This window comes from [Pseudopropionibacterium] massiliense (assembly GCF_900607225.1).
GTDB classification, from domain to species: Bacteria; Actinomycetota; Actinomycetes; order Propionibacteriales; family Propionibacteriaceae; genus Arachnia; species Arachnia massiliensis.
Genome location: NZ_LR027842.1, coordinates 1508849 through 1526423 on the forward strand (window position 1 = coordinate 1508849; position 17575 = coordinate 1526423).

General features: G+C 66.3%; 17 protein-coding genes. 16 read left to right on the forward strand and 1 reads right to left on the reverse strand.

Features of this window, described 5'->3' with window-relative positions:
• Positions 1-56: 56 nt before the first annotated feature.
• From efp to rpe, 16 genes are all read left to right on the forward strand, one after another.
• Positions 57-620 (forward strand): elongation factor P, encoded by a 564-nt coding sequence (gene efp, locus E0E39_RS06660; protein WP_130874035.1) that lies wholly within the window; start codon positions 57-59, stop codon positions 618-620.
• The gene (gene nusB / locus E0E39_RS06665; RefSeq protein ID WP_130874036.1) at positions 613-1038 is read left to right on the forward strand and encodes a transcription antitermination factor NusB; all 426 of its coding nucleotides are present in this window, start codon (positions 613-615) and stop codon (positions 1036-1038) included. The genes efp and nusB overlap by 8 nt, the downstream gene beginning before the upstream one ends.
• Before the next feature lie 19 nt (positions 1039-1057).
• Positions 1058-2185 carry a glutamine-hydrolyzing carbamoyl-phosphate synthase small subunit gene (gene carA, locus E0E39_RS06670; protein ID WP_130874037.1) on the forward strand — a complete coding sequence of 376 codons (1128 nt, stop codon included), beginning with the start codon at positions 1058-1060 and terminating at the stop codon, positions 2183-2185.
• Positions 2175-3344 (forward strand): AAA family ATPase, encoded by a 1170-nt coding sequence (locus tag E0E39_RS06675; RefSeq protein ID WP_207302443.1) that lies wholly within the window; start codon positions 2175-2177, stop codon positions 3342-3344. The genes carA and E0E39_RS06675 overlap by 11 nt, the downstream gene beginning before the upstream one ends.
• Before the next feature lie 4 nt (positions 3345-3348).
• Positions 3349-3999, forward strand: a complete 651-nt coding sequence (locus tag E0E39_RS06680; protein ID WP_165444670.1) for a DUF4276 family protein — start codon at positions 3349-3351, stop codon at positions 3997-3999.
• On the forward strand, positions 3983-7285 hold the full coding sequence (carB, locus tag E0E39_RS06685) for a carbamoyl-phosphate synthase large subunit (RefSeq protein ID WP_130874039.1): 3303 nt from the start codon (positions 3983-3985) through the stop codon (positions 7283-7285). The genes E0E39_RS06680 and carB overlap by 17 nt, the downstream gene beginning before the upstream one ends.
• On the forward strand, positions 7282-8328 hold the full coding sequence (locus E0E39_RS06690) for a quinone-dependent dihydroorotate dehydrogenase (protein ID WP_130874040.1): 1047 nt from the start codon (positions 7282-7284) through the stop codon (positions 8326-8328). Before carB ends, E0E39_RS06690 begins: the two co-directional genes overlap by 4 nt.
• A gap of 2 nt (positions 8329-8330) precedes the next feature.
• On the forward strand, positions 8331-9125 hold the full coding sequence (gene pyrF, locus E0E39_RS06695) for an orotidine-5'-phosphate decarboxylase (RefSeq protein WP_130874041.1): 795 nt from the start codon (positions 8331-8333) through the stop codon (positions 9123-9125).
• 119 nt (positions 9126-9244) lie between these two features.
• Complete coding sequence (gene mihF / locus E0E39_RS06700) at positions 9245-9556, forward strand: integration host factor, actinobacterial type (protein ID WP_130874042.1); 312 nt, start codon at positions 9245-9247, stop codon at positions 9554-9556.
• A gap of 110 nt (positions 9557-9666) precedes the next feature.
• Positions 9667-10230: a guanylate kinase gene (gene gmk / locus E0E39_RS06705; protein WP_130874043.1), complete on the forward strand. Its 564-nt coding sequence runs from the start codon at positions 9667-9669 to the stop codon at positions 10228-10230.
• A gap of 32 nt (positions 10231-10262) precedes the next feature.
• Positions 10263-10613: a DNA-directed RNA polymerase subunit omega gene (gene rpoZ, locus E0E39_RS06710; RefSeq protein ID WP_130874044.1), complete on the forward strand. Its 351-nt coding sequence runs from the start codon at positions 10263-10265 to the stop codon at positions 10611-10613.
• A 33-nt stretch (positions 10614-10646) separates the two neighbouring features.
• Complete coding sequence (metK, locus tag E0E39_RS06715) at positions 10647-11837, forward strand: methionine adenosyltransferase (protein WP_130874045.1); 1191 nt, start codon at positions 10647-10649, stop codon at positions 11835-11837.
• 2 nt (positions 11838-11839) lie between these two features.
• Positions 11840-13801 carry a primosomal protein N' family DNA-binding protein gene (locus E0E39_RS06720; protein WP_130874046.1) on the forward strand — a complete coding sequence of 654 codons (1962 nt, stop codon included), beginning with the start codon at positions 11840-11842 and terminating at the stop codon, positions 13799-13801.
• Between the two features lie 10 nt (positions 13802-13811).
• Positions 13812-14735: a methionyl-tRNA formyltransferase gene (fmt, locus tag E0E39_RS06725; protein WP_130874047.1), complete on the forward strand. Its 924-nt coding sequence runs from the start codon at positions 13812-13814 to the stop codon at positions 14733-14735.
• Complete coding sequence (locus E0E39_RS06730; protein WP_425470704.1) at positions 14696-16063, forward strand: RsmB/NOP family class I SAM-dependent RNA methyltransferase; 1368 nt, start codon at positions 14696-14698, stop codon at positions 16061-16063. The genes fmt and E0E39_RS06730 overlap by 40 nt, the downstream gene beginning before the upstream one ends.
• Before the next feature lie 9 nt (positions 16064-16072).
• Positions 16073-16726, forward strand: coding sequence for a ribulose-phosphate 3-epimerase (rpe, locus tag E0E39_RS06735; protein ID WP_130874049.1), 654 nt, complete (start codon positions 16073-16075; stop codon positions 16724-16726).
• A 1-nt stretch (position 16727) separates the two neighbouring features.
• Here rpe and E0E39_RS06740 read toward each other — a convergent pair whose 3' ends face one another.
• Positions 16728-17567 (reverse strand): PAC2 family protein, encoded by an 840-nt coding sequence (locus E0E39_RS06740; RefSeq protein ID WP_130874050.1) that lies wholly within the window; start codon positions 17565-17567, stop codon positions 16728-16730.
• Positions 17568-17575 lie beyond the last annotated feature (8 nt).

Below are 17575 nucleotides of genomic sequence, written 5' to 3' on the forward strand. Positions count from 1 at the left end.
GCTCGGGTAAAATTCCGCGACGGCCCGTGCAAGCTAGAGTCGGAAAGGCGACAGGCGTGGTATCCACCAATGATCTCAAGAACGGAATGGTGCTGGACCTGAACGGTGAGCTGTGGCAGGTGCAGTGGTTCCAGCATCACAAACCGGGCAAGGGCAACACCGTCGTCCGATCGAAACTGAAGCACGTGCTCTCGGGCAAGATCATCGACAAGACGTTCAACTCCGACACGAAGGTGGACACCGCCACCATCGATCGCCGCGACATGCAGTACCTCTACCTCGATGGCGAGGACTACGTGTTCATGGACAACACCACCTACGACCAGATTCACATCTCCGCCGACGTGGTGGGGGATGCCCGTTTCTACCTGCTGGACAATCAGACCGCGACCGTCGCGCTGCACGAGGGAACGCCCTTGTTCATCGAGCTGCCAGCCAGCGTGGAACTCGAGGTAAGCTACACCGAACCCGGCCTGCAGGGGGATCGATCCACCGGCGGAACCAAGCCCGCCACGCTGGAGACCGGCAAGGAGATCCAGGTTCCCCTGTTCATCACCACGGGCGAGAAGATCAAGGTCGACACCCGCGACGGGTCCTACATCTCCCGGGTGAATGGCTGAGACCGTCCGCTACGGAACCCAGACGAAGGCTCGACGAGTCGCTCTCGACATCCTCTACGCCGCCGAGCTGCGGGGCCGGGGCATCGTCGAGACCTTCATCGAGGCCAGGGACCTGACCGCGATCACCGTGCGCGAACTGACCACGAGAATCGTTCACGGCGTGGCCGAGCACCAGGAGGAGATCGACGCGCGCATCTCGGATGCCCTCGACAGGTCCTGGACCCTGGAACGCATGCCCGCCGTAGACCGCAACCTGGCGAGGATCGCGATCTTCGAGATGGACCACACGGACACCCCCGGGCCCGTCGTCATCGCCGAGGCGGTGCGGCTGGCGCAGGAGCTGTCCACCGACGGTTCCCCCGGTTTCCTCAACGGCTTGCTGAGCAAGGCCCTGTCAACCAAAGAAACAAACTCCTGACCCCTGATTTGGAGCGATCATGAATCCCCTTCCCGCACTGTTGGTTCTGGAGGATGGGCGTTCATTCCTCGGGAGATCCTTCGGGGCGGAGGGGGAGACCTTCGGGGAGCTGGTCTTCTCCACCGGGATGTCCGGCTACCAGGAAACCCTGACCGACCCCTCCTATCGGGGCCAGGTGGTGCTGGCCACCGCCCCGCACATCGGGAACACGGGCTGGAACGAGGAGGACGACGAGTCGGTCCGCATCCAGGTGGCAGGGTACGTCGTCCGTGACCCGGCGCCCCGGCCGTCGAACTGGCGCAGCCGCAGAAGCCTCGACGCGGAGCTCGCGAACCAGGGGATCGTCGGGATCTGCGACATAGACACCCGGGCCCTGACCCGTCACATCCGTTCCCTCGGGGCGATGCGGGTCGGGATCTCGACCCGTGAACTGAACCCGGACAGGCTCCGCGTCAGGGTGTTGGAGCAGCCCCTGATGACGGGTGCCGACCTGTGCGGTGAGGTTTCCACGCCTGAGGCCCGGATCGTTCCCGCTACGGGGGAGCGGCGCTTCACGGTGGCGGCCCTCGATCTCGGCATCAAGGGCATGACCCCGGCGCAGATGGCGGGCCGCGGTATGGAGGTACACGTCCTGCCCGCCTCGACGGGCTTCGAGGAAATTGCCGCGCTGAGTCCCGACGGGGTTTTCTTCTCCAACGGTCCCGGCGACCCCGCCACGGCCGACGGCCCGGTGGCGGTGCTGAGGCAGGTGCTCGCCGCGGGTATCCCGTACTTCGGGATCTGCTTCGGCAACCAGCTGTTCGGACGGGCACTCGGGTTCGGCACCTACAAGCTGAAGTTCGGACACCGGGGCATCAACCAGCCGGTGCTGGACCGCACCACCGGAAAGGTGGAGATCACCTCGCAGAACCACGGGTTCGCAGTCGACGCCCCCCTGGACCGGGTGGTGGACACCGAGTTCGGACAGGCCAGCGTCTCCCACATCGGCCTCAACGATGATGTCGTCGAGGGCCTCGAACTGCACAGGGACGGGAAACTGGTGGCGTTCTCCGTTCAGTACCACCCGGAGGCCGCGGCAGGGCCGCACGACGCCAACCACCTCTTCGACCGCTTCGCCGACCTCATGGGGCGCGATCGTGCGCATTGAACACATGAGGGTCAGGAACTACAGGGTACTTCGGGACATCACATTCAAGGACTTGAGGCCCTTCACCGTCGTGATCGGGTCCAACGGCAGTGGAAAATCCACTGTTTTCGATGTTTTTGCCTTTCTTCATGAAGCTTTCACGGTGGGCCTTAGGGGAGCTTGGGACAAACGGAACCGAATCGATGCCATTCGCAGCCGGGGTTCTAAAGGGCCCGTCGAGTTCGAGCTGAAGTACCGCGTTGACGTGGACGGGCAGAAAAGGCAGACGACATACGAAATCGTCATCGACGAAGAGGGTGGGCAGCCGGTTGTGCAGCGTGAGGTTCTCCGATGGACCACCGCGCGAGGATCAGGGCGTCCTCGAGACATCTTGAGATTCGAACATGGAAACGGAAAGATCTACAACGAGCAGACATGTGAATACGAGGATGAAGCCTTGGATTCCCCTGATCTGCTGGCGGTCTCGGCCCTGGGACAGATGCAACGTCATTTCAGGGTCAAGGCGCTGCGCAATTTTATTCAGGGATGGTACCTGTCGTATCTGACCGCTGACAACACCCGTACCACACCCACGAGCCGGCCGGAACCGAGGTTGAGCCAGACCGGGGACAACTTGGCCAATGTGATTCAATACTTTCAGGAAAATCATCCGATCACCTTGAAAGCGGTTTTCGATGTACTTGGTCGGCGAATCCCTCAGCTTGAGAGCATTCTCCCCAAATTGCTCGAGGATGGTAGACTCCTGCTACGCCTGAAGGATCGCCCGTTTGACGATCCCGTCCTCGACCGTTTCACCAGTGACGGTACGTTGAAACTTCTTGCTTACCTGACCATGCTTCACGATCCGGCTCCTCCGACGGTGATCGGTATCGAGGAGCCAGAGAACCAGCTGCATCCAAGCCTGGTGCCACCGCTGGCCGAGGACATTCGTGAGCTCTCGGGGCGGTCCCAAGTTTTCGTCACCACGCACTCCCGTGAATTTCTGTCGGTGGTGGCTCCAAAGGAGTTGTGGATCATATCTCGTCATGATGACGGATATGCGAGGGTGCACAGAGTGAGCGAGGATGAAAGGGTCATGGCCATGTTGCGCAAGGGAGCCTCGTTGCCTGAGCTGTGGGCCGAGGGTTACCTGCATTCTGCCGACCCCAAGATGGTGTGATCGAATGACAGGATCCGTTGCGCATGTCGATTTCTTGGTGGAGGGATACTCGATGAAGATATTTCTCGAAACGATTCTCCCCAAGATCCTGCCGGATGATCTCGTGTTCGAGGTTTTCGATCTTGGCAGTAAAAGTCAGTTCTTGAAGAAATTCCCCAAACGCCTCGCCGGCTACTCCTCGTGGATGCCGGATGAGTATCGCGTCGTTCTTGTGGTGGATGCCGACCGGGATGATTGTCGCGAGCTCCGAGCCACGATGCTCACCGAGATTGACACATCCGGTTTGACGGTGACAAGTCTGAGGTCATCATGTCAGGGTCAGGTTCTTCTCTGCATAGCGATTGAGATGTTGGAGGCCTGGTTCTTTGGTGACGCCAGGGCGATAGGAGAGATATATGGAAAAACATTCATGAATCTCCGTAACAGAAGAGGTTGTCGTCAACCGGATGAGATTCGAGATCCGGCTCGTCGTTTGGAGAGCATACTGACAAATATCCCGAAACATCAGGCCGGACTGAAAAAGGTGGACCTCGTTTTGGATGCGACCCCGCACATGGATATTGAAAACAACACGTCGAACAGTTTCTGCCGGCTCCGCGACGGAGTTCGGTTTTTGATCAATTCATCCCAGGAGAGCCATGCCCCGTCGAACTGACATCTCGTCGATCCTCGTCATCGGCTCCGGCCCCATCATCATCGGCCAGGCCTGCGAGTTCGACTACTCCGGCACCCAGGCCTGCCGGGTGCTGAAGGCCGAGGGATTCCGGGTGGTTCTGGTCAACTCGAACCCGGCCACCATCATGACCGATCCCGACTTCGCGGACGCCACCTACATAGAACCGATCACCCCGGAGTTCGTGGAACGCGTCATCGCCCAGGAACGCCCCGATGCCCTCCTGGCGACCCTGGGCGGACAGACCGCGCTCAACACCGCCGTCGCGCTGCACGAGAAAGGCGTCCTGGAGAAATACGGCTGCGAGCTGATCGGAGCCTCCTTCGAGGCCATCCAGCGCGGCGAGGACCGGGAACAGTTCAAGGCCATCGTCGAATCCCTCACGGGCATCCCCGGGGGAGCCCCCGAGGTGGCCCGGTCCCGGATCTGTCACAGCCTGGAGGAGGTGGTGAACGCGGCCGGCGAGCTCGGCTATCCGGTGGTGGTGCGTCCCTCCTTCACCATGGGGGGAGTCGGCTCCGGGTTCGCCCACGACCCGGAGGAGCTGCGCCAGATCGCGGGAACCGGCCTGGCCGCCAGCCCCGTCACCGAGGTGCTGATCGAGGAGTCGATCCTCGGCTGGAAGGAGTACGAACTGGAGGTCATGAGGGACAGGGCCGACAACGTCGTCATCGTCTGTTCCATCGAGAACTTCGACCCGATGGGCATCCACACCGGCGACTCCGTGACGGTGGCCCCGGCCATGACCCTGACGGACCGCGAGTACCAGCGGATGCGTGACGTCGGGATCGCGATCATCCGCGCGGTCGGGGTGGACACGGGCGGCTGCAACATCCAGTTCGCCATCAACCCGGACGACGGCCGCATGATCGTGATCGAGATGAACCCCCGCGTCTCGCGGAGCTCAGCGCTCGCATCCAAGGCCACCGGCTTCCCGATCGCGAAGATCGCCGCCAAGGTCGCGGTCGGATACACCCTCGACGAGATCCCCAACGACATCACCCGGGTCACCCCGGCGTCCTTCGAACCCGCCCTCGACTACGTGGTGGTCAAGGTCCCCCGGTTCGCATTCGAGAAATTCCCGGCGGCGGACTCCACCCTCACCACCCACATGAAATCGGTCGGGGAGGTGATGTCCATCGGCCGCAACTTCACCGAGGCCCTGGGCAAGGCCATGCGCTCCACCGAGACTGGTACCGGGTTCTGGCTCGGCCGGGCCGATGGGAACCTGGAAACCCTGCTGACGGAACTGAGGCGCCCCCACGACGGGCGGATGCTGAAACTGATGGATGCCCTCGACGCGGGCGCCACCGTGGAACAGCTCCCCGAGGCCACCCGGATCGACCCCTGGTTCCTCGACCAGATCGCCCTGCTCCAGCAGATCGGCGCCGAGGTGCGGGAAGCCGACCACCTGTCCCCGGAACTGCTGCGCCACGCGAAACGCCACGGCCTGTCGGACATCCAGATCGGCAGGCTCAGAGGACTCGACGAGAGCGTCATCCGGCAACTCAGGTGGGCCCTGGACATCCGCCCGGTCTACAAGGCCGTCGACACCTGCGCCGCCGAGTTCGAGGCCCTCACCCCCTACCTATACTCCACCTACGAGGAGGAATCGGAGGTGCCGGCGCGCACCAAACAGGCCGTCCTGATCCTGGGATCCGGGCCGAACCGGATCGGCCAGGGAATCGAGTTCGACTATTCCTGCGTGCACGCGACCATGGCGCTGCGGGAGGCCGGATACGAGGCGATCATGGTCAACTGCAACCCGGAAACCGTCTCCACCGACTACGACACCTCGGACCGGCTCTACTTCGAACCGCTCACCGCCGAGGACGTCCTGGAGGTCTACCACGCCGAGACCCTGGCCGGCCCCGTGGCGGGTGTCATCTGCCAGCTCGGCGGCCAGACCCCCCTGAAACTCGCGCAGACCCTCAAGAACGCCGGGGTGCCGATCGTCGGCACCTCACCGGAGGCCATCAACCTCGCCGAGGACCGGGGCGCCTTCGGCAGGGTGCTGGCCAACGCCGGGTTGCCCGCCCCGAAACACGGAATGGCCGCCTCGGCGGCGGAGGCCAAGAAAGTGGCCTCGGAGATCGGCTATCCGGTGCTGGTGCGGCCCAGTTTCGTGCTGGGTGGGCGCGGAATGGAGATCGTCTACGACGACGCCGCCCTGGACCGCTACATCGCCGGGGCCACGCAGGTCAGCGACGGCGCCCCCGTGCTGGTGGACCGGTTCCTCGACGACGCCGTCGAAATCGACGTCGATGCCCTGTACGACGGCGAGGAGCTGTACCTGGGCGGGGTGATGGAACACATCGAGGAGGCCGGGATCCATTCCGGGGACTCCGCCTGCTCGCTGCCGCCGATCACCCTGGGCGACGAGATGATCGAACGCATCCGGACCTCCACGCGCCTGATCGCCGAGGGCGTGGGGGTGCGGGGCCTGCTGAACATCCAGTACGCCCTCCAGTCCGACATCCTCTACGTGTTGGAGGCCAACCCGAGGGCCTCTCGGACGGTTCCCTTCGTCTCCAAGGCCACCAACACCTCGCTGGCCAAGGCGGCGGCGCGGATCATGTTGGGGGCCTCGATCCGGGATCTTCGTGACGAGGGTCTTCTGCGACCCGCCGGGGACGGTACCGACGTGCGTCCTGGTTCCCCCGTGGCCGTCAAGGAGGCCGTGATGCCGTTCAACCGGTTCCGCACCGCCTCGGGTGCGTTCGTGGACACCCTCCTCGGTCCCGAGATGCGTTCCACGGGTGAGGTGATGGGCCTCGACCTCAGCTTCGGAACTGCCTACGCGAAAACCCAGAGCGCCGGCGGGTTCCCGGTTCCCAGTGAGGGAACCGTGTTCGTCTCGATCGCGAACCGGGACAAGCGCCACGCCATCTGGCCCATCAAACGCCTGGCGGACCTGGGATTCCGGATCCTCGCGACCTCCGGGACCGCCTCGGTGCTGCGCCGCAACGGCGTTGCCGTGCAGGAGGTGAGGAAACTCAGCCAGCGCGTGGAGGGAGACACCACCCCCTCCATCGTCGACCTGATCAAGAACGGTGGGATCGACCTGATCTTCAACACCCCGCAGGGCGCCAGCGCCGACACGAACCCGCGGCAGGACGGCTACCTGATTCGCGCGGCCTCGATCCTGGCCGACGTCCCGTGCATCACCACGGTCCCGACGATGGCGGCGATCGTGCAGAGCATCGAGTCGAAGCGGGCCGGACACCTTGAGGTCCGTTCCCTCCAGGACTGGGCGGCCCGGTCATGACGAGCCTGTTCACCCGGGCCGAGCTGGCCGCCTACCAGAAGCTGCTGCGCCCGATCCTGTTCCGCTGGGCCGGGGGCGATCCGGAGGCGATCCACGAGGCCATGATCTCCTGGCTCGGTCACGTGCCCGCCACCCGCTCCGCCCATGTTGCGGGCCGGGTCACCGTCGCGGGAATCGAGTTCCCGAACCGGGTCGGGGTGGCTGCGGGACTGGACAAGGACGGGGTCGCGGCCGCGGCCTGGGCGCGTTTCGGTTTCGGCCACGTGGAGCTGGGAACCGTGACGGGACAGGCGCAACCCGGCAACCCCAGGCCGCGGATGTTCAGGGCCCGGGCCTCGCAGGGAGTGATCAACCGGATGGGGTTCAACAACCGCGGCGCCGACGCCCTGGCCGACCGGCTCCTGAAACTCGGGGTGCAGCGCGGCAACCGCCGGCTCGGCATCCCGCTCGGCGTCTCCATCGGCAAGACCAAGGCCATCGCACTGGTGGACGCCGCCTCGGACTACCTGTCCTCCCTCGATGCGCTGCGGGACCACGCCGACTATTTCGCGGTGAACGTCTCCAGCCCGAACACCCCGGGGCTGCGATCCCTCCAGGCCGCGAAGGAGCTGGAACAGCTCCTGGGATGCATCGTCGAATCGGCCTCGCAGGGAACCGATCCCATTCCGGTTTTCGTGAAGCTCGCCCCCGACCTGGAACCCGGCCAGCTGACCGAAACCCTCGCCGTGATCCGCGACTGCGGTGCGGCGGGAATCATCGCCACCAACACCACCCTGAGCAGGGAGGGCCTGGCCGCGGACGACAGGCACCTCGCCGGCGAGGAGGGGGGACTCAGCGGAGCCCCCCTGACAGCCATGGCACTGGCGTTCGTCGAACGGGTGGTTTCCGCCACCGAGCTTCCGGTGATCGGGGTCGGGGGCATCATGTCCCCCCGCGACGGGGTCCGGATGATCGAGGCCGGGGCCGTCCTGCTCCAGATCTACACGGGATTCATCTACGCCGGACCCGCCCTGGTCCGGGGCTTGAACGATCTTTTGGGGTGAGCATGAGCTACGCGAGAAAACTCTCGAGGAAAACCACGGAACGTGGGAACCTCTGCGTCGGAATCGACCCGATGCCCTCCGTCCTGGCCGCCTGGGGGCTGGCGACGGATGTGAAGGGTCTCGAGGCCTGCGCCCGGGGAATCGTGGAGGAACTGGGGGAGCGGATCGCGGTCTTCAAGCCGCAGTCGGCCTTCTTCGAGGCCTTCGGTTCCCGCGGGATCGCGGTGCTGGAGCGTGTGCTGGCGGACATCCGGGAGGCGGGGGCCATCAGCCTGCTGGACGTCAAACGAGGCGACATCGGTTCATCCATGACCGGGTACGCGACCGCTTACCTGAGGGATGGGGCACCACTGGCGGCGGACGCCGTGACGCTCAGCCCCTACCTCGGTGTCGGGGCGTTGCTGCCCGCAATCGACCTGGCCGTTGCGCAGGGAAGGGGGGTGTACGTGCTGGCGCGCACGTCGAACCCGGAGGGAACGAGGATCCAGCATCACACGGCCCAGGTCGTGATCGACGAGATCACCGGGCTCAACCCGACCCGGGACCACGCGATCGGTCTGGTGGTGGGTGCCACCCACAGCGACACGGGCTGCGACCTCTCCGGTTTCAACGCCTCGATCCTGGCCCCCGGCATCGGTGCCCAGGGCGGCACCGTCGAGGGCTTGGCGGCAACTTTCGGGCCGGCTCTGGGACACGTGCTGCCGACCGCCAGCCGCGAGGTGATCGGTGGTGGCCGGAGCGAGCTTCATGTCCGGGCCACACGGCTGTTGGAAAAGGTTGCCCTGATCACGACCTGAGGCCTTCGAGGCCATCGAATTCCTGATTCTTCTGCTTCCGATGCACGGAAAGGGTAGATTTGTCAAGCAGGGGCATGAGCTCCCTGCGAGGCCGGTCACTTATCCACGAAGGAGGACCGATGGCCATTCCGCATCTGAGCACCGAACAGCTCAAGTCGGCGCGTGCCGCTGCGACAGAGGCACGGCGGGCTCGGGCCCAGCTCAAGGATCAGGTCAAGTCTGGTACCCTCACGCTTCCCCAGGCCCTTGACCGGGCGATGGAGGACGAGGTCCTTTCCCGTGTGAAGGTGGTGGATCTGCTGCGCGCCCTACCCCGCGTCGGGGTGACGCGCTCCCAGGAGATCATGGAGAGCCTCGACATCGCCCCGAACCGTCGTATTCGCGGCCTCGGTCGGCATCAGATCGACCGGTTGAAGGAGCTCTTCTCCTAGCGGCTCCCCGGACCCCATGGAGTTCTCGTCAGGAGGGGATGGCGTAGTGAGGTACCCAGGGCGGTCCTCGCTGCGCCGTCTTCCGTTTGTGGAGCGTCTAGGATCGTTGGGTGCGTTCACCCAGACAACCTTCGGTGTGGATCATTTCCGGTCCCAGTGGCGTCGGCAAGGGGACCGTGTGCGCGAAGCTTCTCGAACTACGTCCCGGTATCCACATACCCGTCTCCCTCACCACCCGAGGGCCGCGGCCGGGGGAGATCGACGGGGTCAGTTACCATTTCGTCTCCGAACAGCGATTCCGGGAGATGGTGGCTTCCGGAGACTTGCTGGAACACGCGGTTGTTCATGGTACGCACAGCTATGGCACACCCCGCAGGGATGTCGTTGATGCGATCGCCTCGGGGCGGGACGTGCTCCTGGAGATCGACATCCAGGGGGCCCGCCAGGTGAAACGGAACCTCCCGGATGCGAAGCTGGTGTTCATCGCGCCGCCCTCGTGGGAGGAACTCGTCAGGCGTCTCAGGGGACGGGGTACCGAGAGCGCCTCTCAGGTGGGGCACAGGCTTGCGACCGCACGGACGGAGCTGCAGGCCCAGGGAGAGGCGGATTTCGTGATCGTGAACGACCGGATCGAGGACACCGTCCAGGCTTTGATAGTCTTGATGGGCTTGTGACCGCAAGCCATCATTCGACCCTGCAGAGGTAGATCTTGAGCACCAATCCTGAAGGCATCACCAACCCTCCGATCGACGATCTGCTGGAGAAGGTGGATTCCAAGTACCGGCTGGTGATCTTTGCAGCCAAGCGGGCACGACAGATCAACGCCTACTACTCCCAGCTCGGTGAGGGACTCCTGGAGAACGTCGGCCCGCTGGTTGGCGTCGCCCCCCAGGAAAAACCACTTTCCGTCGCTCTGCGTGAGCTGCAGGGCGATCTGCTCCAGTACACCCAGGTGGACCCGGAGGCCGAGGCAGCCGAGCGCGCCGCAGCCGAGGCCGACCCGGCTTTCGCCTTCGTGGACCCGTTCGCAGAGCTCGACGCCAATTCCCCCTCCTGATTCTCACACCACACTCCGGGAAGGAGCTCAGCCTTGAGCCGCCTGTTCACATCCGAGTCGGTCACCGAAGGGCATCCCGACAAGATCGCCGATTCCATTTCCGATGCCGTTCTGGATGCCCTTCTCGCCGAGGATCCGGCTTCCCGGGTGGCGGTCGAAACCCTGATCACGACCGGTCTGGTCGTGGTTGCCGGCGAGGTGTCCACCACCGCCTGGGCTGACGTGGCGACCCTGGTTCGGCAACGCATCCTGGAGATCGGTTACAACAGCTCCCGGGTCGGGTTCGACGGGGCCTCGTGCGGGGTGACGGTGGCCATCGGTTCCCAGTCACCCGACATCGCGGGCGGCGTGAATGACTCCCTGGAGGTTCGCACCCACGAGGACGGCGATGCCGCCAGCCGTCAGGGGGCCGGCGACCAGGGATTGATGTTCGGCTACGCCTGTGACGAGACCGAGCGGCTGATGCCCCTGCCCATTCACCTGGCCCACAGACTCGCGGCCCGTCTGACCGATGTCCGCAAGCAGGGCGTACTCGACTACCTGCGTCCTGACGGCAAGACCCAGGTCACTGTTCGATACGAGAGCGGCAAACCCGTCGGCGTCGACACCGTCGTGGTGTCCACGCAACACGACGACGGCGTTTCCCTACCGGACGTGATGACCCCGGAAATCAGACGCGAGGTCATCCTTCCCGTGCTGGAGGAATACGGATACGACGGGGATGCGGCCCGGACCTTCGTGAACCCCTCGGGGAAGTTCGTCATAGGGGGTCCGATGGGTGACGCGGGCGTCACGGGACGGAAGATCATCGTCGACACCTACGGAGGGATGGCCCGGCACGGCGGTGGAGCCTTCTCGGGCAAGGACCCGTCCAAGGTGGACCGTTCCGCCTCCTACGCCACCCGGTGGGTTGCCAAGAACGTCGTGGCCTCCGGGTTGGCCGAGCGCTGCGAGGTCCAGGTTGCCTACGCCATTGGCCGGGCCCATCCGGTCGGTTTCTACCTGGACACCTTCGGAACCGGGAAGGTGCCCAATGAGCAGATCGTGGACGCGGTCAACACCACCTTCGACCTGCGGCCCGCCAGCATCATCGCCGACCTCGACCTGCTGCGCCCCATCTACCGGCAGTTCTCCACCCTCGGGCATTTCGGACGCACCGAGGCGGACGCCACATGGGAACGCACCGACCGCGCGGAGGCTCTGGCGAGGGCCGTGAAGGGCTGAGCGTGTCGGCCACGCTGTTCGAGGTTCCGGCCACCGAACAGGTCGCCAAGGTGGCGGTCGACGTACCGCTCGCGCATCTGGATCGTCTCTTCGACTACCGCATCCCCGGGAAACTTGCCGGGGACGCCCGCCCGGGGGTCAGGGTCACCGTGCCCTTCGCCGGGCAGCTGGTGGACGGCTGGCTGGTTTCCGTCGGCGCCCCGGAGACCGACGGGAAACTGGCCGACCTGCGTTCGGTGATCTCCCCGGAGCAGATCCTGACCCCGAGGCTCTTCGATCTGATCCGGGCGGTCGCCGACCACTACGCGGGAACCTGGTGGGACGTCGCGCGCCTGGCGATTCCCCCCCGCCACTCGAGGATCGAGAAACAGGAGCAACGCACCTGGCCGGTTCCCGCGCCCGGGGGGAAAGCAGAGATTCTGCCGGGTTTCCCGGGGGGCGCCGAGCTGCTCGTGGCGCTGGCGGAGGGTGGCGCTCCGCGTGCCTTCTGGCAGGTCCCGTGCGTCGCCGGACTGCAGGGGGATCTCGCCGGGGGAGTGGTGGAAGCGGTTTCGGCGTCCCTGAGCTCGGGACGCGGGGCGCTGGTTCTGTTCCCGACGACCCGAGGTGTGGAGGCCGGTGCCGCCCGGCTGGAACGGGACTTGGGGCAGGGCTGTGTGGCGCGGCTCAGCTGGGACCTCAGCAGGGGGTTGCGTTACGAGAACTACCTGGCGTGTTCGCGCGGCCGGGCCAGGGTCGTGGTGGGAACCCAGTCAGCGGTTTTCGCCCCCCTGCCCGACTCGGGTCTGATCGTGGTGGTTGACGACGGCAACGAGGGTCACTGCTTCGAACGGTTCCCACGTCCGCACGTGCGTTCGGTCGCGATGATCCGGGCCGTTCAGGACGGCTGCGCGTTGCTGTTCGCATCACACGCCCGCTCCTGCGAGGCCCAGGGGCTGATCGAACGCCAATGGCTCCGGGAACTGACCCTGCCACCGCGGGAGATGCGTCGCATCGGCCCGGCGCTCCGGTCGGTGCCCGAGGCACAGCAGAGCAATCCCGGGGGGAACCGGCTGCGCCTTCCCCGCCAGGCCTTCGAACACCTGCGGATTCGGCTGGCCTCCGGACCGGTGCTGGTCTCCGTGGCCAGGGCCGGGCATTCCTCGGGTCTTCGCTGCGAACGGTGCCGGGCGAGGGCGACCTGCTCCCGATGTGGCGGCCCCCTGATCCGCCCGTCGCGCGACCGGCTGCTCTGCCGCCTGTGCGGGCACACCCCGGTCCGGTTCGAGTGCACCAGTTGCCACGCCACCGGGTTGTATGCCCCGATAGTGGGTTCGGAACGCACCGCGGAGGAACTGGGTAGGGCTTTTCCCGGAGTGCGGGTGATCAATTCCTCCGCGGAACGAATCCGCTCCGGGATACCGGAGGAACCTGCTGTCGTCGTCGCGACTCCCGGCGGGGAACCCACGGTCCCGGGTGGCTACGCGGGAGCCCTGATCCTCGACGTGGAACTGGCTCTGTCGCGTGCGGATCTGCGCGTGGGCGAGGAGACCCTGCGCCGCTGGTGCCAGGTGGCCTGTCTGGTGCGGCCCGCGGTCGACGGGGGGGGAATCCTGATTGTCGGACCCGCGGAGGACTCCACGGTTCAGGCGCTGCTCCGGGCCGACCCCGGGGGATTCGCCGCCCGGGAACTCGCCGATCGTACCGCCGCCGGCCTGCCCCCGGCCGTCAAGGCGGTTCAGGTGGGTGGCGACCCGGAGGCGGTGGCGGCCTTCCTGGACAACGATCCGTTCACCGGCGCCGAGGTGCTGGGACCCACCCTGATACGGGAGGATCCCGACCCGGAGGCGATGTCCCTGCTGCGCTGCCCCCTGGAGGAGGGACGCGAATTGGTGAGGGCCGTCAAGCACGCGTCCGCCATCCGGTCGGCCCGCAAGGAGGGCGGTCGGTTGTTCCTGCAGGTCGATCCGATGACCCTCACGTGAGGAGGAAACCATGAAACTGGTGTTCGCCGGCACCCCCAGGGTGGCCGTGCCGAGCCTCGACGCCCTGATGGATTCGGGACACGAGGTGATGGCGGTGCTCACCCGGCCGGACGCCACGGCGGGCCGCGGACGCCGGCTCACCCCCTCACCGGTCGCGATTCGGGCCGCGGAACTCGGGCTCGAGGTCCTCAAACCCGCTCACCCCCGGGACCCGGATTTCCGGTACCGGCTGAGGGAACTGGCCCCGGATGTGTGCGCCGTGGTCGCATACGGTGCCCTGCTGCCCACCCCGGTCCTCGAGATCCCTGCCCACGGCTGGATCAACCTGCACTTCTCCCTGCTGCCCAGGTGGCGCGGGGCGGCCCCGGTGCAGCGGGCCGTGATGGCGGGTGATCCCGAGATCGGGACGTCCTGTTTCCGCATCGTCCGGGAACTCGACGCGGGGGACGTCTACCGGATCGCCGCCCGCCCCATGCCGGAGGCCACCGCGGGGGAGCTGCTCGACCTGCTCGCTATCTCGGGAGCAGCCCAGCTCGTCGACACCATCGACGCCATTGCGGCGGGTGAGCTCCCCGTGCCCCAGGAAACCGACGGGGTGACCCGGGCCGCGAAGATCACGGTGGAGGAGGCGCGAGTGGATTTCACCCGGCCAGCGGTCGAGGTTCGCAACCACATCCTCGGCTGCTCCCCGGAACCGGGTGCCTGGTGCGAGCTGAACGGAAAACGGCTCAAGCTGTACCGGGCGCGGCTGGCCGTTACCCCATCCGCCCCGGCACTTCCGGCACCGGGTGAACTGCACGCGACCAAACGCCAGGTCTTCGTCGGAGCGGGTGACGGCGTTCTCGAACTGCTGGAGGTCCAGGCCCCGGGCAAACGACGAATGGCAGCCATCGACTGGGCCCGTTCCGGCGCCGCATCCGGGAGGCTCGTGTGAGCAGGGACCCATCCGCCCGGAGGGTCGCGTTCGACGTGCTGAGGCAGGTCAGCGGGGAGGACGCCTACGCGAACCTGGCGCTCGCCAAACGGCTGGCCCGGGCGGGCCTGGAAACCAGGGACGCGGCCTTCGCAACGGAACTCGTCGCCGGCACCTGTCGTCTGCGGGGCACCTATGACGCGATCATCGAGTCCGCATCGGGCCGGGGTCTGAAAACCATGCAACCCGCGGTGGTGGACCTGCTGAGGCTGCTCGCGCATCAGGCGTTGAGCATGACGGTGCCCGCGCGGGCGGCCGTCGCCACCACCGTGGAACTGGCCCGCGGAACGGTCGGGCAGCGGGTCACCGGCCTGGTCAACGCCGTCGGACGCCGGATCACCGCCCGCGACCTCCAGGAATGGGTGGAGCTGCTGAGCGAGGGCCTCGACGAAACCGGCGGGCTGGCGATCAGGACCCACCATCCTCGCTGGATCGTGGAGGCCCTCGAACGGGTGCTGCCGGAAAACGAGGTGGCCCGGGCCCTGGAGGCCGACAACCTGGCGCCGAGACCAACCCTCGTGGTGCGTCCCGGGCTCGCCGAGGTGGGGGAACTCGCCCCCGCCGTCCCCACCGTGTATTCACCGTTCGGGGCGGTCCTCGACGGGGCTCCGGGCGATGTGGCTGCCGTCCGGGAGGGGCGGGCCGGCGTGCAGGACGAGGGTTCGCAACTGGTGTGCCTGGCCCTGACCCGGGTGGAGGCGCCGAGTGGGCCGTGGCTGGACCTGTGCGCCGGCCCCGGGGGAAAGGCCGCCCTGCTGGCGGGACTGGCCCGGGAACGGGGGGAGCACCTCGTCGCCAACGAGGTGGCGGCGCATCGCGCGGGACTCGTCGAACGGGCCCTGGCCGCCTACCCGGCCGGGACGGCGAGCGTCGTCTGTTCCGACGGGCGTGACCCGGAACCGGTCAGGCGGCACGCTCCTTTCGTCAGGATCATGGTGGACGCCCCCTGCAGCGGCCTGGGGGCGTTGCGTCGCCGGCCCGAGGCCCGGTGGCACCGCACACCGGCCGACCTTGCGGAACTCGTCTCGCTGCAACGCGCCCTGCTGGAAACCGCCACCGGGTTGCTGGTTCCCGGGGGAGCGGTCGCCTACGTGACCTGCTCACCCCACGTCGACGAGACCGCCGCCATCGTCGAGGCGGCTCTGAAGAACAACCCGCGTCTGGAACTTCTGGATGCAGCAGCCCTGCTTCCCGAGGTGCCCGGCGCCTCCCGGGGCGGGTACGTTCAGCTGTGGCCCCATCGCCACGGAACCGACGCCATGTTCCTGGCCCTGCTGAGGCGCCGCTAGGCTTCAGCCATGCGCATCACCCCGAGCATCCTGAACGCCGACTTCGCCGACCTCCGCCACGAGATCGGACGGATACCGGGAGCGGACGGGGTGCACGTGGATGTCATGGACAACCATTTCGTGCCGAACTTGACGATCGGATTGCCCGTGGTCGAATGCCTGCGCAAGGTGACCGATCAGCTTCTCGACATTCACCTGATGATCGAGGATCCGGACCGCTGGGCCCCGGCCTACGCCGAGGCCGGCGCGGAGTCGGTGACCTTCCACGTCGAGGCGGCCCACGCCCCGATCCGGCTGGCCCGGGAGCTGCGGGCCCGCGGAGCGAGGGCGTCGATGGCCCTCAAGCCCGCCACCCCGATCGATCCCTACTCCGAGATGCTCGACGAACTGGACATGGTGCTGCTCATGACCGTCGAACCCGGTTTCGGCGGGCAGAAATTCCTCGATCTCGTGCTGCCGAAGATCCGCCGCACCCGGGAGCTGATCGGGGACCGCCCGATCTGGCTGCAGGTCGACGGCGGAGTGTCGGCGGACACGATCGGACGCTGCGCCGAGGCGGGCGCCGACACCTTCGTGGCCGGCTCCGCGGTCTACAACGCCCCCGATCCGGACGCCATGGTGCGGGAACTACGTGAGCTGGCCGGCTCCGCGTGGTGCTGCTGAATCAGCCCGGTTCGTCGCCCCGGTAACGGAGGTAGCGTTCGAACTCCGCGGCGATGGAGTCGCCGGTGGCGCCCTCCACATCGGAAGCGTCGCGGGCCTCCTCCAACTGTTCGATGTACTCGGCGACGTCGGGATCCTCGGCGCTCAGCTCATCCACGGCCTGCACCCACTTGCCGGCCTCACCGAGCAGGTCACCGGCTCCCAGACTGGCACCCAGAACCTGCTCCATGCGGCTGAGCAGGGCGTGCTGTCCCTTCGGGTTCGGGGGAGTGGCGACGTAGTGGGGAATGGAGACCCACATGGAGGCACTGGGGAATCCCTCGGCGATCAGCATCTGGTTGACCACGCCCGTGATACCGGTCGGACCCTCGTAGGTGAGTTCCTCGATGGCGAGGCTGCCACGCAGCTGCGAGTCGTAGGTGTACATGGCGACGGGAAGGGGACGAGAGTGCGGGGTGTCGCTGAGCATGGCTCCCAGCAACAGCACCATCGACGGGTCATAGCGCTTCAACCGTTGGACCAGCTCGCGCGAGAAGCTGCGCCACAACTGGTTGGGTTCGGGACCGACCACGATGATCAGGTCGCGTTCCGGTAGGCGTACCCGCTGAAGGGTGATGTGGGGCCACTGGATCCATGGGCCGTCGGGGGAGCGGCGCAGGATCGGACGGGTCACCTGGAAGTCGAAGTAACGTTCGTCATCGATGGTCTCGAGTTCGGACGAGGGGTAGTGCTCCATCAGGTGTAGCAACGCGTCGCTGGCCGCGTTGGCCGCGTCGTTCCAGCCGCTGAAGGCGATCACGACGGCCGGGTTTTTGAGGTCCTCGGGCCGGGGGTGCTGCATCCTTCCAG

Bases quoted from the DNA above. Each gene is read 5' to 3' on its own strand.
- E0E39_RS06740 (WP_130874050.1), bottom strand. From the start codon at position 17,567: ATGCAGCACCCCCGGCCCGAGGACCTCAAAAACCCGGCCGTCGTGATC.
- fmt (WP_130874047.1), top strand. From the start codon at position 13,812: ATGAAACTGGTGTTCGCCGGCACCCCCAGGGTGGCCGTGCCGAGCCTC.
- carB (WP_130874039.1), top strand. From the start codon at position 3,983: ATGCCCCGTCGAACTGACATCTCGTCGATCCTCGTCATCGGCTCCGGC.
- nusB (WP_130874036.1), top strand. From the start codon at position 613: ATGGCTGAGACCGTCCGCTACGGAACCCAGACGAAGGCTCGACGAGTC.
- pyrF (WP_130874041.1), top strand. From the start codon at position 8,331: ATGAGCTACGCGAGAAAACTCTCGAGGAAAACCACGGAACGTGGGAAC.
- rpe (WP_130874049.1), top strand. From the start codon at position 16,073: ATGCGCATCACCCCGAGCATCCTGAACGCCGACTTCGCCGACCTCCGC.
- E0E39_RS06680 (WP_165444670.1), top strand. From the start codon at position 3,349: ATGACAGGATCCGTTGCGCATGTCGATTTCTTGGTGGAGGGATACTCG.
- carA (WP_130874037.1), top strand. From the start codon at position 1,058: ATGAATCCCCTTCCCGCACTGTTGGTTCTGGAGGATGGGCGTTCATTC.
- E0E39_RS06690 (WP_130874040.1), top strand. From the start codon at position 7,282: ATGACGAGCCTGTTCACCCGGGCCGAGCTGGCCGCCTACCAGAAGCTG.
- mihF (WP_130874042.1), top strand. From the start codon at position 9,245: ATGGCCATTCCGCATCTGAGCACCGAACAGCTCAAGTCGGCGCGTGCC.